The sequence below is a fragment of the Pseudomonas sp. TH32 genome, assembly GCF_016650855.1.
Classification (GTDB): domain Bacteria; phylum Pseudomonadota; class Gammaproteobacteria; order Pseudomonadales; family Pseudomonadaceae; genus Aquipseudomonas.
On record NZ_JAEKFA010000002.1, the window covers coordinates 1564401 to 1578623 of the forward strand.

The 14223-nt window shown below is 60.7% G+C and carries 11 protein-coding genes and 1 pseudogene; 5 read left to right on the forward strand and 7 right to left on the reverse strand.

The genetic code is table 11. The features are described 5' to 3' along the window. Positions 1 to 13 precede the first annotated feature (13 nt). The gene (locus tag JFV30_RS10815; RefSeq protein WP_242487049.1) at positions 14 to 4615 is read right to left on the reverse strand and encodes a M35 family metallopeptidase; all 4602 of its coding nucleotides are present in this window, start codon (positions 4613 to 4615) and stop codon (positions 14 to 16) included. 13 nt (positions 4616 to 4628) lie between these two features. After that, positions 4629 to 5120, reverse strand: a complete 492-nt coding sequence (locus tag JFV30_RS33075) for a hypothetical protein (RefSeq protein ID WP_242487050.1) — start codon at positions 5118 to 5120, stop codon at positions 4629 to 4631. Between the two features lie 172 nt (positions 5121 to 5292). On the opposite strand from JFV30_RS33075, the gene JFV30_RS10820 reads away from it, so the two are divergent. Beyond that, complete coding sequence (locus JFV30_RS10820; protein ID WP_169388150.1) at positions 5293 to 6330, forward strand: Ldh family oxidoreductase; 1038 nt, start codon at positions 5293 to 5295, stop codon at positions 6328 to 6330. A gap of 40 nt (positions 6331 to 6370) precedes the next feature. Here the strand turns inward: JFV30_RS10820 and JFV30_RS10825 are convergent, their stop codons facing one another. After that, the gene (locus JFV30_RS10825; RefSeq protein ID WP_010172915.1) at positions 6371 to 6691 is read right to left on the reverse strand and encodes a DUF883 family protein; all 321 of its coding nucleotides are present in this window, start codon (positions 6689 to 6691) and stop codon (positions 6371 to 6373) included. 176 nt (positions 6692 to 6867) lie between these two features. Here JFV30_RS10825 and JFV30_RS10830 point away from each other — a divergent pair, with 176 nt between their 5' ends. Continuing rightward, positions 6868 to 7119, forward strand: a complete 252-nt coding sequence (locus tag JFV30_RS10830; RefSeq protein WP_003217960.1) for a hypothetical protein — start codon at positions 6868 to 6870, stop codon at positions 7117 to 7119. On the opposite strand, the gene JFV30_RS10835 is transcribed toward JFV30_RS10830, so the two are convergent. The 3 genes from JFV30_RS10835 to JFV30_RS10845 form a co-directional block, all read right to left on the reverse strand. Beyond that, on the reverse strand, positions 7094 to 8011 hold the full coding sequence (locus JFV30_RS10835) for a LysR family transcriptional regulator (protein WP_201123595.1): 918 nt from the start codon (positions 8009 to 8011) through the stop codon (positions 7094 to 7096). The two genes, JFV30_RS10830 and JFV30_RS10835, sit on opposite strands and share 26 nt — an antisense overlap. 46 nt (positions 8012 to 8057) lie before the next feature. After that, the gene (locus tag JFV30_RS10840; protein WP_201123597.1) at positions 8058 to 9347 is read right to left on the reverse strand and encodes an MFS transporter; all 1290 of its coding nucleotides are present in this window, start codon (positions 9345 to 9347) and stop codon (positions 8058 to 8060) included. Positions 9348 to 9414: 67 nt separating this feature from the next. Continuing rightward, on the reverse strand, positions 9415 to 10803 hold the full coding sequence (locus tag JFV30_RS10845) for a M20 family metallopeptidase (protein ID WP_201123599.1): 1389 nt from the start codon (positions 10801 to 10803) through the stop codon (positions 9415 to 9417). 119 nt (positions 10804 to 10922) lie between these two features. Here JFV30_RS10845 and JFV30_RS33080 point away from each other — a divergent pair, with 119 nt between their 5' ends. From JFV30_RS33080 to JFV30_RS10855, 3 genes are all read left to right on the forward strand, one after another. Next, the gene (locus JFV30_RS33080) at positions 10923 to 11243 is read left to right on the forward strand and encodes a LysR family transcriptional regulator (RefSeq protein WP_342215086.1); all 321 of its coding nucleotides are present in this window, start codon (positions 10923 to 10925) and stop codon (positions 11241 to 11243) included. Then, positions 11198 to 11806, forward strand: a complete 609-nt coding sequence (locus JFV30_RS10850) for a LysR substrate-binding domain-containing protein (protein ID WP_342215087.1) — start codon at positions 11198 to 11200, stop codon at positions 11804 to 11806. Before JFV30_RS33080 ends, JFV30_RS10850 begins: the two co-directional genes overlap by 46 nt. Positions 11807 to 11914: 108 nt before the next feature. Continuing rightward, entirely contained in the window at positions 11915 to 12841 is a 927-nt protein-coding gene (locus JFV30_RS10855) for a carbon-nitrogen hydrolase family protein (protein WP_201123601.1), read from the forward strand. Positions 12842 to 13689: 848 nt separating this feature from the next. On the opposite strand, the pseudogene JFV30_RS10860 reads toward JFV30_RS10855, so the two are convergent. Continuing rightward, a pseudogene (locus JFV30_RS10860) lies at positions 13690 to 14223 on the reverse strand (GNAT family N-acetyltransferase); the annotation flags it as partial.

Consider the following 14223-nt stretch of genomic DNA (forward strand, 5'->3'; position numbering starts at 1 on the left):
GCAGGCCTGTGTTTCAGGGCGTTTGGTGCGCCATCGACGGTATCGGATCCAGCTGACGTCCCAGGGTGGTAATCAGCAGGGTCAATGAGTCGGCGTTGTCCATCTGGGTATTGAAACGCCGGGTCAGGTTGGTTTTGAAAATCCCCCTCGCATTGCTCAAGTCCACGCCTCCGGTGGTCTGCAGAATCTGCTCCTTGATGTAGTCGTCGTCGGGATCTGTGCCTACGTCAGGGCCGATCACGCCCATGGCATCCATTGATTTGAACAAGTGCCCGATGGGCGTGCTCACCGAGTAGGAGTTTTCTTGCACGTCTTGCAGCCAGTCCCGCAGGTCGCGACCGGTCTGGGTCTGGACTTCGATCAGGTCGGAAAACGGCGATACCGTATTGAGGTACACAGCGTCGACGGTGTTGCGCACGATGTGGGTCAGTTCGTGGATAAGCGTCGTGGCGCGAGCATGGACCGGTTGGTCGAAGTAGCCGATCAAGTGGCTGTCATACAGCGACGCAGGGGGATCGAAGAAGTTGTCGGAAAGGTAGATGCGTCGGTCGGGGTCGTCGTCGATGGTAAAGGCCCAATGCCGCTCGGGCTCGACGATATGCGCTCCGGAAACGAATCGCGTCGAGTTGAGTGAGTAAAGCGACGGTTCCAGGACCTCGTCCAAGATAGCGGTAACGGTTTCCAGCAGTTTTTTTGCGAGCGCCTCGGGAAACCGCGCGGGCCCCGTATCGCGATCTGCCGGGATACCAAAGAAGCGATTGACGAAGCGATGCACCCGTGTGACGGGCGGGTACTTGGGGTCCAGCAGCTTGAGATTTTGTTGGCAGTTGTGCAGGTAAAACGTTGCCAGGTCCAGTGCGTCGACGATCGCCTGGGCCCTGTGTGGAGAGAGGCGCCGGATATTGGCCATGCCACGGGCTTCGATGTTCATGATCCTGCGGGCTGCTGCCCTGACTTCTCGCTGCTCGAGCATTCTGCTGAGCCCGGGGCCGAAGCGGCGGATGGGCGGACGGGTATCGACCCGCCATTTGCGTCCGGTATCCAGGCGCAAGCGAGGGCCTTTGGACTGTGCACTGAACAGCCGCCAGTGACTGCCCTGTTTTTCGGCGCGATAGACCTTGCCCGCGCAGGGAACGTAATGGTGGTTATTCTCCGATGTGTAGACCCCGGAGGCGCCGGCACTCAATTGTTCCAGGCTGGGTTCGTGCACCTCATAGGCCTGCAGCCGGGTGCGTTCTTGAGCCGTTATGTCGATGCCTGGCCAGGCCGGGGCGGTTTCCGTCGGTTCAGGTGCCGGCTGAGGGTCGTCTGGAGCCACAGGCGCCTGCATCAACTGGCGCAACGAGACCATTTGCCCGACGCCCGCGATAAACGACTCCAACGCTTCACGCCACTGGTGTTGCTGCAAGGCTTCGGCGGAGGCCTTGAACAGCCGGTAGCTCTGCCATATCACGATCGGCACCATCAGTTTGCCGGGCAGTAACCCGAGTGACTGTTGGAGGCCGCCGGTAAACAGCGCTTTGATGGTGTCCCAGGACGACTGGCCGTCGGGCTGATTCTGCTGTTCGAGCATGTGCAACATCAGCGCGGTGTTATCCCGGTACAACTGCTTGAGTGCATTGCCCATGATGGGCGTTGCTGCCAGGGTGATTTCAGACAGTTTCCCTGCGGTGGTGGCCCACAGGTTTTTATAGGTGGCTTGATTGCTGGCCGGCAGATGGCCAATGATCCAGTCCTGCAGCAGGCCGGGTATGTTGAGCCGAAGCAGCAAACTGGCCTCGTTTTCAAACTCCTGGAACGTCTGTTGCGGACCGTACGGCGTATACATCACCAGCGGGTTCTTTCCGGCGGCACTGATCAAGTAGACCCCCAGCGCCTTGACGGCGCGGGCGCCCGCCGTCGCAATCAACTCCAACGGGCGGATACTCGCGGTCGCGCCCTCGACGGTAGCGCGGGCGGTGGCGTCCGGCATATCGAGTATCTGTTCGATCAGGCCCAATCCGGTGACCGAGAGCCGCTCCTGCAGCTTCAGTGCATGGGCATGTTGCAGCAGTTGCCAGGGTAGCTGACGGATAAACCGTTGCTCTCGCTCCCCGGCACCGGGGTTGCCTGGGGTGAGTTTTTCGGTCAGGTAAGCCTGGTTGTCTTGCTTGAGTGTCAAGCGGGCAAGTATCTGACGTATGACCGTGGGCGTCAGGCCAACGGCCGCGGAGTCGACTTCAAAGGTGGCGGCCTGTTGTGTAACGTGATTCAGGGCGTAGTCCACCAGGTTCTGCCGCTGGCCGGCGAGCACCAGCTTGGGGGTGATGTACACGTTTTTCGGGGACACGGCGTAGGCTATCAACAAGCCGGTGAGTTTGTCGTGGGCATACTGCGAGAGGGAGAAAAAATCATGCAGGTAGTCTTTGTCGTCGCTGAGGCTCTGGCGGTATTGCTCAAGGATTTCGATATGGCGCTGTTGCTCCTTGATCGGTGCCATCCCCAGCCAGGCGGGTAACGACTGTTGCGCCATCAGGGTCTGGGCGATCCGTGACGTGTGGTCCAGGTCGGTGGCGGGTAGTGTCTGTTCCAGCGCAGCAAAACGGCTCAACAAGGCACCGCTCGATAAGCTCAGCGCCAGGCAGTGGGCGCGTTGCCCGATGTAATGCTCAATCCACGACTGTTGGCGGTGTTGCGCCACGGCGTCGTTGATCTGCATGAAGCTGCCCAGGGCGTAAGACTGGTGGGGCTTGAACTGGCGGGGGTCGAGGTTCTGCAGAAGCATCATGCGCTGCTCGGGGGCGGCGAGCCGGCGCTTGAGCTCGGTTTGCAGTTGGGCGACGTGGGTGAAGCTTTCAAGGCCCCGTGCCGGGGTCCACAGAATCGCCCGGCCGGAATGGGAAGGGTCCAGGCCGCCACGTTCGGTGAGCACCAGGCAATGCGCCAATGGCACCCTTTGCTTCTGGTTCTGCGGTTCGACGGTCAGCGCGAAGGCGTCTGGAATGAAGCCGTTGAGCCCCTGGCGCCGGCGCCGATCAGGGCGCTGATGATCAAACACGGTATTGATCAGCGCCTCGTCACGGGCGTCGAGGCTGTTGTTCAGGCGCCTGAGCCGGGCCTCTCCCTGAATGGCCACTGACATGGCATGGGCCATGGGCGCCTTGAGGGTTTCCAGGTGCTCACGGGGCATGTTGGCGATGTCGCGGCTGCGAAATTGGGTCAGTGCGGCATCGAGAATGGCGTTGGCCCGGGTGATATCGAGCGTGGTCAGTTTTTTTGCAAGTCCCTTTTCCGGGGCATGGTACAGACCGTAGTCGGGGGGCTGGGGAATAGGTCCCAGGCCACGGGTCAGGCGCCCGATGAAATAGCTGCTGAGGCTTTGGCTTTCCAGGAGCGGTGCCACGGCTGCATCGCTTGCGGTACTGGCGTATCGGTTGACGTAAATACCCTCCGGGTCGAGATCCGGCAGGCGGTGAAGGTTGAACTGCGCGATCAATACTTCCCGGACCTTGCTCGCCAATGCAGGTTGCGCGCGGATCTGCACGGCCAGGGATTGCTCGATACTGGCCATCTGTTTTTGCAGCAGGGCAACGCGTTCGGCGGTGAGCGAGACCGGGCGCGTGGGGTCGGCGAGTACTGAGTGCGGGGTCCAGCGTCCCTCGCTATCCAGGCCCGGAAGTTGGCTGTCAATCATGTAGCGCACGTCCAGTGCATGGTCCACCAGGGCCGATGGTTCTATACCGGACCGGGTACGACGGTACAGGTCCAGGGCATAACCGAGGTTCTGCTGCTGTTTGGCGATGACCTCTTCGAACAATTGTTCAAACAGGTTGTCTTGCAGTTGTATGCCGGAAAACCGGGGGGCCTTGAAGCCGACAAACAATGCGCGCTCTTGCAGGGACATCAGGTTATAGAGGTTATTGTCATACCCTGGCGCCTTGACCATCGCCTCGAGTGTCTTCATCAGGTCCTCGTAGCTTCCGAGCACCTGCAGGCCCAATCCCGGCGTGTAGAAAAACGTCTTGGCGTTACCGATCATCAAGGTGCTGGCCAATGAAACGGTATTGGCGGGATGTTCCCAGATCAGCACGTTTTCGAAACGCAACGTATGGGTGTTATTCCCGACCAAGGTCTCTTCTGGCTCGTACAGCAGGGCCAGCGCCTGGCTTTGCGAGGCACTGATGATCGACTTTTGGCGCTTGAGCAGTATGTCCAGCCGGGCATTTGCCGCCATGGCCTGTGTGAAAAAGGTCCGGCGAGAGAGACTGGGTGATATTTCGGTGTTCCAGAACGTTACCAGGGCGCTCTGCAGGAACGGAACCAGTTGCCCGGCCGCTTGCTGAATCGCGGTTTCCCAGCGTGGTGCATCTGCCGGGTCCTTTGGGCGCCCGGGATGGAAAAATTCCCGGGTCTGCCCCACAGGCCAGTTTTGCTCGCGGTAAAACAACAACACGGCATCATTGATGTGCAGTGAGTCAAGCCAGCGGGGCGTGTTGCCTTGCACAGGCTGGCGGGCGAAAAAGCTTACATGGGCGGCGCTGGCATCCAGTCCCGGGAACGCGGGTCGACACACCACGTTGAGCAACTGCGACAGCAAGGTGCCCAGCGTGGGGAGCTGTTTTAATTCGGCCAGCATCGCCTGGCGGTTTTTATCCTGATAGGCGTTGAGGGTTTTTCCTGTTCCTCAAAAACCCCCCAAGGATGGCTTCGGTGGTCAGTACGGGGGTGTTGTCCGCTGCCCGTATGGCCTGTTGTTGCAAAGGTAGGAAACGCAGGAGTAGCGCGGCCTGCGCCGGATTTTTCAAACGTTCGCTCAACGCCGCCAGGGCTTGCGCGCGGTTATCGAATTTTTCCAGGCCGCCGTAGGGGGTGTAGAGGAACGCGTGAGGGTAAACGGCGTTGGAACTCATCATGAAGCTGCCGGCCAGTTCGGCGGCGTTGGGTGTGTTTTTGTCGAGCCAGAGGCGTTGCGCAATCATCGGCGGCGACTGCTGGCGACGCGCGGTGTCGGTGGCGAAAAACACCTTGCCGAGAAACTCGTGGTCCTTGCGGTCGAGGCCCAGGCGGCGTTCACGCTCCAAAACGTTCCAGCCATCGCGCAGGGCTTCCGGGAAAAAATAGGGTAGGGAGCTGTGGCTCATGTACCTGATCCTTGGACAAAGTGAGGGCGTCGACCCTACGCACCCGCGAGCGCCCAAGGCGCTAGATATGTCTGGCGTTCCCTGTCGACAGCCATGGGGCAAACCCTGTCTAATCGTCAGACCGATTCTTTGTACGCTGTTGCCCTTTCCAATAATTAAACGGGAGCTTCAGATGTCTGCATCGCCCTTGGATGTCGAGTCTTCATCAGAGCGACTCACTTACGCCCAATTGACCGACCTGCTGCGCCAGGTCTTCGTGCGCCACGGCACATCGGCCGACGTGGCCCGGGTGCTTGCCGAGAACTGTGCCAGCGCCGAACGTGATGGCGCCCACAGTCACGGCGTGTTTCGCATTCCCGGTTATGTTTCCACCCTGGCCAGTGGCTGGGTCAACGGCAAGGCCGTGCCGGTGGTAGAGGACGTCGCCAGTGGTTTCATTCGCGTCGATGCCGCCAATGGCTTCGCCCAGCCCGCGCTGCAAGCCGCCCGCCCGCTGTTGGTGGAGAAGGCCCGAAGCGCCGGGATCGCCTTGCTGGCGATTCACAATTCCCATCACTTCGCGGCCCTTTGGCCGGATGTCGAGCCCTTCGCCGAAGAAGGCCTGGTGGCCTTGAGCGTGGTCAACAGCATGACCTGCGTAGTGCCCCACGGGGCAGACCGGCCGCTGTTCGGCACCAACCCCATTGCCTTCGCGGCGCCCCGTGCCGATGGCTTGCCGATCGTCTTTGACCTGGCCACCAGCGCCATCGCCCACGGCGACGTCCAGATTGCCGCGCGCAAAGGCGAACGCCTGCCGCCGGGCATCGGCGTGGACAGCCTCGGCCAGCCGACCCAGGACCCCAAGGCAATTCTCGAAGGCGGCGCGCTGCTGCCGTTTGGCGGGCACAAGGGCTCGGCGTTGTCGATGATGGTCGAGTTGCTGGCAGCGGCCCTCACGGGCGGTAATTTCTCGTTTGAGTTCAACTGGTCCGATCACCCGGGTGCCCGCACGCCGTGGACCGGCCAGTTGCTGATCGTGATCGACCCGAGCAAGACCGCCGGGCAGAGCTTCGCCGAGCGCAGCCAGGAGCTGGTGCGGCAGATGCATGCGGCGGGGTTGCGGCGTTTGCCGGGGGATCGGCGCCATCGCACACGGGCGAAGGCCCTGGCAGACGGAATTGAGCTGGATACGCAGGAATTGAAGCGGTTGCGGGTGCTGGCACAGGTGTGAAGCGCGCTGCGCCCGGGGAGGGCGCAGGCGTTTTGTCAGGTCAGTTGCGGCGACCCAGCAACAGGCCGACCACCAGGCCAAACCCGGCGGAAATCGCCACGGTCTGCCATGGATGGCCACCGATGTAAGTCTCGGTGGCGTCTACCACCGGCTTGCTGCGCTCGCGCACATTGGACACCGAGTCCAGGGCCTGCTTGAGCTTGATAGCGACCTGTTCGCGCAGGGTTTCACCTTCTTCTCCCACCAGTGACGCACTGCTTTTGAGCAGCTTGTCCGATTCTTCGATCAGCGCGGTCAGCTCACTGAACGCTTGATCCTTGATTTGCTCTTCGACGGCTTGGGCGGCAGATTTGCGGGCCATTGGGTTAACTCCTTGCAGGTGAATGTGGCAATAAATGCGCTCGATGAAGAATGGAGTGTTTGAAGCTGGCAAAAGTTGCAGGTTTTTTTCCTGAGGTCAGCTTAGGTGAAATCCAGGCCAAGAAAATTCGACCTACAGTGTAAGATGTCACCTATTTGTGCAGCAGGTAATTCAACATGAGCTTCAATCTGGCCAACAAGCCCCTCGCCGAGCGCGCCGCGCTGGAAGATGAAAAGTCCCGTCTCTATGACCTGTGGCAAAGCAACCTGGGCAAGGCCAAGGGCGAAGCCGCCCGCCTGTTTGGCGAACGTGCCAAGCGCAAGGGCAAATGGGCCGAATGGGTGCGTGCGGAACTGGACGGCATGTCGCCGCCGGAGTTTTCCAACATGGTGCGCAGTGAAGTCAATCGGTTGATGGCGGCGAAGTAAAACACGCCTCAATCGCCTCACGCACCAGGCGCTGCAAGGGATCGAGCTGTGCCTGGGTGCGCCAGCCCAGCTCCACCGGGTAGCGCGGCAAGGTCAGCGGGCAGGGCAGCACCGTCAGCTCGGTCATGCGTGCGATGGCCTGGGCCGCGTGACCGGGGATGGTCGCCACCGCCTGGCTGCCCTTGAGCAGAAACGGTAGCGCGGCAAAATGGGTGGTGGAAGCGCCCACGTGCCGGCTCAAGCCCTGCGCGGCCAGGCCCTCGTCGGTAATCCCGATAAATCCCCCAGACGATACCAACACATGTTCACGCCTCACGAACTCGTCGAGGTCGATGGCCTGTTGTCCCGGCGCCAGGCTGGCGGGGTCCACCAGGCACGCATAATGGCCTTCCCCGAGTACCTGGCGGCTCAGCCGGCGCTCGGCAAAACCGCCGGCGGTGATCGCCAGGTCCAGGCTGCGGTCGAGCAGGGCACCGGCGACGATCTGGCTGTGGGTCTGGCGGAAAATCAGCCGCAGCTTCGGCGCCCGCCGGGCGATCTCATCGATCAGCCGGCGGCCGTAGGCAATTTCGAAATCATCCGACAACCCCAACACCACCGAACGGCCCTGATAATGGCTGCCCTGCGGGTCGACCATGGCCAGGCTCTGGCGGCAACGGTCGAGTGCTTCGCTGATCACCGGTTTCAACTGGTTGGCCCGCAAGGTCGGCGCCAGGCCCCGGCCGGTGCGCACGAACAATTGATCGCCATACACATCGCGCAAGCGGCGCAGTGCGGCACTGATGGCCGACTGCGTGACCCCAAGGCGCAGGGCGGCGCGGCTGGCGCTGGATTCGTCGTGCAAGGCTTCGAAGGTTTTCAGCAGGTTGAGGTCGACGTTGGCGATATTCATCGGGTTCATAGTGCGTGGCTGGATATGTCCCGAATGTATAACGCCCCTACACCAGCTGCAATTTTCTCTTGGCCACCCACAGCGCACTGATACTCAGCGCGGCTGCCGCAATCAGGTAAAAGCTCGGCGCCAGTTGCGAGCCGGTCAGCGCGATCAGCCCGGTTGCGATCACGGGGGCAAAGCCACCGAAAATGGTCACGGCCAGGTTGTAGCTCAGCGACATGCCGGTCACCCGGGTGCGCACAGGAAACACATCGGCCATGAGGGATGCCAGCGGTGCGAAGTAGACCGCCTTGATCAAGGCCATCATGGACACCACCAGCAACAACGAGGTTGCGCTGGGTACTGTGTTGAGCCAGACGAATGCCGGAAAGATCGCGAGGATGTAGACGGCCGAGGCCCAGAGCATGATTTTGATCCGGCTGACATAACCGGTGATGAACCCGACCACCGGCGTGACCACGGTCAGGATGAGCCCACCTGACAGCGTGGCCAAAAAGCCTGTGGACTGGGGAATGTTCAAGGTGGTCGCGGCATAGGACGGCATGTACTTGATCATGAAGTTGGACGCCGTCGACACGATCAGCACGCCCATGGCCACCAGCAACAAGGTCTTCTGCGAGAACAGCACCTCCCGCAGCGGCCGGGAGCCCGCTTCACTTTCCTTGAAGTCGGGGGACTCATCCACCGTGCGGCGGATGTACAGGCCCACCGGGCCGAGGATCAAGCCAAAGAAAAACGGCACGCGCCAACCCCAGTCGAACATCTGCTGGTCGTTCAGGCTGGTGGTCAAAAAGTAGCCGAACAACGAGGCGATGACCACGCCAAACCCCTGGCTAGCAAACTGCAGGCTCGCGACAAAGTTGCGGGTCTTTTGCGGGGCATGTTCCATCATGAAGGCGGTGGAGCTGCCGAACTCACCGCCTGCCGAGAAGCCCTGGAGCAGACGGGCCAGCAGAATGCCAATCGGCGCGATAATCCCGATGGCGGCATAGCCGGGCATGACCGCGATCATCGCCGTGCCGATCAGCATCAGCATGATCGACAGCGTCAACGCTTTCTTGCGGCCCTGCCGGTCGGCATAGGAACCCAGCACGGCGGCGCCCAACGGACGGATCAGAAACGACAGCCCGAAGGTCGCAAAGGCCAGAAACAGCGAGACCGCCGGGTCTGCGGCCGGGAAAAATACCTTGCTGATGGTCAGCGCAAAATAGGCGTACACCGACAGGTCAAACCATTCAAGCGTGTTACCGATCAAGGCGGCGCCCACGGGCTTCCAGAGGGGCGTCGCAGTTGCGACCGCGGGTGAAACGGTGGGGGACGATAACGCTGTCATGCTTGACGCTCCTGATTTTATAAGGGGGTGAGCGGCAGATAAAAAGGGTCGGGCTGACCCCGATTTTTTATTGTGGTTGGGGGGGCGTGAGGTGACCCAGGTCCCAGAACAGCGAGGTCATGATTTGCAGCCCCTCAAGGGCTACCGAGCCCAACAGGTGTTCATCCGGAGCATGCTGTGAACAGCCGGGGTAGGAGTGCGGTATCCACAACGTAGGCAGGCCCAATATGTCTGCGAAAATATCGTTGGGCAGGGTGCCCGCAAGGTTCGGTAACACGGCGACAGGCCGGTGGGTGGCGTCGGCAATCGACTGTCTGGCGAAGTGCACCCACGGGTTGTCAGGGTCCAGCCGGCTGGCAGGTGTACAACGATCCATCACGATATTGACCTGTTGAAAGCCCTCGGCATCCAGGTGCTGGCGCAGCAGCTGCTCCAAGTGTTGCCAGTCGGTGCCTACCACGAAGCGCAACTGGCAATGAGCGGTGGCGCCGGGTGGAATGGCATTCACCGGTTTGGATGGATTACCGGCGGTAAACGCCAGCACCTCCAGGGTGTTCCAGCCGAACAGTCGCTCACCCAAGGTCAAGCCGGGCTCGCCCCATTGCATATCCAACGGACGGCCCAGCGAATGCTGATCAATGCCCAGTTCACGGATGGCTTCGCGCACCGACTCGGGGATGGCGCCCGGCACCAGCGTTCGGCAGCGAATACGACCGTTCTGGTCCACCAGACTGGCCAATGCATTGGCCAGCACCACGGCGGGGTTGGACATCACGCCGCCCCAGTTCCCCGAGTGCAGGCCCTTGTCCCGCGCCTTGACGCTCAGGGAAAACAGCGCGGAACCCCTCGAACCGAGAAATATCGTCGGGCGGCTGTCGTTCAAGCGCGGGCCGTCGGAGGCTATGAACACATCGGCTTGCAACAACGCCTGGTGCGTCGTGCACACCTCGCGCAGCCCGGGAGAGCCGCATTCTTCACCGGTTTCAAACAGCACTTTGACGTTGAAGCCCAAGCGTCCGTCCCGTTGTTTGATGACGTGTTCGAGGGCCGTCAGGTTGATGCTGTGCTGGCCTTTGTTATCCGCGGTCCCACGGCCGTACCAACGATCGCCTTCGACGGTCAGCGTCCAAGGGTTGAGGCCCTCGCGCCATTGCTCGTCATAACCGAGTACCACGTCGCCATGCCCGTACGTCAGTACTGTCGGCAGGTCGTCCGCTTCATGACGTGATGCGAACAGCAAAGGCCCGGCGCCGGACGGGTTATCGAGCAGTTGGCATTCAAAACCCATACCTGCCAGCGCAGGCTGTATTTCCTGTTGCAGATACCGCGTCAGTTCGTGGGCTTGGCCGGGATTCTGGCTTTCGCTGCGAATGGCAATCCGTCGGCGCAGATCGGCTTCAAAATGGCCGTCGTCCAGGTACTGGCGAACATTCGCGAGCGCTTGTTGCTTGGACATGACAGTTCCGGTGTGTGCTTGGGTTCAATCCAATATAGAAGTCACGTATCGCTCTGTATATTGCTGTTTTTTGACGTTTGACTTCTAATAAATAGATGCCTTGCTAAAGGAACCAAACCGTGGACTATCGCTATTTTCTGGCCGTGATCGACTCGGGGTCGCTTGCTGCTGCCGGTGAACGCTTGCATATCGCGCCCAGCGCCGTCAGTCGCCAGATCTCCCTGTTGGAAGAAAGTATCGGGGTGCCGTTGTTCGAGCGACGGCCACGGGGCATGCAGCCGACGGCTGCCGGCAGCGCCTTGGCTGATCATGCACGACGTGCCTCGCTGGAGGAGCAAAGCCTGCTGTCGGAGTTGCGGGCGGGGATTACCCAGGCGCGAAAGTGGTTCGGCTGGTGTCAACCGAGGGGCTTTCCCGTTACTTCCTGCCTCAGGTACTGATCCGGCATTACCAGCAACATCCGGCGTTCCAGTATGTGCTGGAGGTGATGTCGCCTCACGAATGTGCGGATAAAGTGAGGCGCGGCGAGGCGGATGTGGGGCTGGTCTTCAGTACCGAGCCTATCGACGGTGTCGAGGTTCTGCATTCAAGCCGCTCGGCGATCCGCGCCGTGATGCGTGTGGGGCATCCATTGGCGACGCTCAAGCAGGTGCCCCTTCGATCACTCTCACATTACCCATTGGCGCTGACGCCAAAGGGCTCCACTCAACGGCAGTTGTTTGACCTCGTTTGCCAGATGGAAGGGCTGTCATTCAATCACGTCATGACGTGCAACTATTCGGGCGCCATCCATGAATTTGTTCGCAACACGGACACCATTGCGTTTGGCGGGGCGATCAGTCATCGGGCGAATGGAAGCGATGATTTGATATCGGTTGCGCTGTCGAACCCACAATTTTCAGACCGCACAATCCAGGTGCTGACGATGCCCAAACGCGCATTGCCGGCGGCGCTTGAGCTTTTTATCGAAACCCTTATCGGATCCCTGAAAGACGTTAACTGATGGGAGTGGATATTTATTTGGCTCATATCAGTTAGCAGTGAAGTGGGCTTTATTCATGAATGCTCCTGACTGGAGAATGGGTAACCCCATTGATTCGGAGTGATCGTGATGCCCATTTCTACCGTGGCTGCGCTGCAAATCGGTTCCCTGCCGGGTGGCAAGGCCGAGACCCTGGAACAGATCCTGTCTTACGAGGACGAAATCCTGCGCAGCGGTGCGCAACTGGTGGTAATGCCTGAAGCCTTGCTCGGGGGATATCCCAAGGGTGAAGGCTTTGGCACACAGCTGGGTTATCGCCTGCCGGAAGGCCGCGAGGCCTTTGCCCGTTATTTTGCCAATGCGATTGATGTGCCGGGGGCGGAGACCGAGGCGTTGGCCGGGTTGTCCGCGCGTACCGGGGCGAGTTTGGTGCTGGGTGTGATTGAGCGCAGTGGTAGCACCCTGTATTGCACTGTGTTGTATATCGAGCCGGTGGGCGGGTTGGTGGCCAAGCATCGCAAGTTGATGCCTACCGGGACCGAGCGGCTGATTTGGGGCAAGGGCGACGGCTCGACATTGCCGGTGGTTGATACGGCGGTGGGGCGCATTGGTGGCGCGGTGTGCTGGGAGAACATGATGCCGTTGTTGCGTACGGCGATGTACGCCAAGGGCGTGGAGGTGTGGTGTGCGCCGACGGTGGACGAGCGGGAGATGTGGCAGGTGAGCATGCGGCATGTTGCGCATGAGGGGCGGTGTTTTGTGGTGAGTGCGTGTCAGGTGCAGGCGTCGCCCCAGGCGTTGGGCGTGGAGGTGGCGAACTGGCCTGGGGATCGGCCGTTGATTGCCGGTGGCAGCGTGATCGTCGGGCCCATGGGGGACATTCTTGCGGGGCCGTTGCTGGATGGGGCGGGGTTGCTGGTGGCGCGGATTGATACCGATGATCTGGTGCGGGCGCGGTATGACTATGATGTGGTTGGGCATTATGCCCGGCCTGACATTTTTGAGTTGATCGTGGATGAGCGGGGTAAGCCGGGGGTGCGGTTTATTGCTGACTGAGTACATATCCGTTATTTGGGTAACGGCGGCTTAGGGTTTCGCTCTTACAGCGACTCACTTTGGAAAAGCCCCAAAGTAAGCAAAGGGCTCTGCCCCGCCTGTCGGCACCTCGCCCAGGCTCGGTGTTCCCTCACTCCGGCGCTGCTCCGCGGGCCGCCGCGATGGGCCATCCTTGGCCCAGCGCGGCTAAACCGGCGTCCTGCCGGTTTACCCGCTCCGCACCACCTGCGTTCGGCCTCGGGCTTATTGGGGCAGTCAGAGCCAGATCAAAATCAAAATCTACAGCACAGCGGCCTACAGGCCGGCTTGAGTGGTAGAAGCCACAGCAAAAGCCAAAGCGAAAGCAGAGCTGCTTTTCTGTAGGAGCCGGCTTGCCGGCGATGGCATCACCTCGGTGTGTCTGATGTACCGAGTTGTCTGCATCGCCGGCAAGCCAGCTCCTACAGGGGATCGTGCCCGCTTTAGATTTTGATCTTGATGTTGCCTTTGCTTCACACCACTCAAGCCGGCCTGTAGGCCGCTGTGCTGTTGATCTGCTTTTGATCTTGATCTTGGGCGCCCCGTTAAACCACGCTGGCCGAACGCAGGCTTTGGAGCGTGGGTAACCCGGCAGGACGCCGGGTTAGCCGCGCTGGGCCAAGGATGGCCCATCGCGGCGGCCCACGGTCCAAAGCCGGAGTGAGGGCACACCGAGCCTAGGCGAGGTGCCGAGTGGTGGGGCAAGAGCCCTTTTGGTTACTTTTGGGGCTCTTTTCCAAAAGTGACCCGCTGTAAGAGCGGAACCAATCGAAGCCATCACCCAAACAACGGATATACACCCCATACCCCGACTCAGAAACCGCGCCCCCCAGCCATTCCTCACGAGTAATCTCCCAAATGTCCTTGGGGAAACTTCCAGCGACAAACCGCCCCTCATCGGTCCTGACCAACCGCATCCCCGTCCGCTCGGAAATCCTGCGCGACGCAACGTTCGGCGTCGCTTTGGGCACCCGCATCAACGGCCGCCCCAGCACCTCAAACCAATACTCGGTCACCGCCGCACTGGCCTCGGCCATCAACCCCTGGCCCTGCCATTGCAAGCCCAGCCAAAAGCCCCGGTTGTTGTCCACCTCATCCATCAGGCTGACATTCCCAATCAAAACCTCTGGCGCGCTTTTCAGGCGGATCGACCAATGCCACTCCACACCGCGCGCCATGGCTGGCAACGCAACGTGTTCCAGATAGCTGCGCGCCCCATCCGCCGGGTACGGCCAGGGCACCTGGGCATTGAGGTAACGCACCACTTCCCAATGGGGAAACTGCTGCTGCACGCCCTCGGCATCCTCCAGCGTCAGCGGCCGCAGAATCAGGCGTTCGGTATACAGCGTGGGTATCGCGTCCAT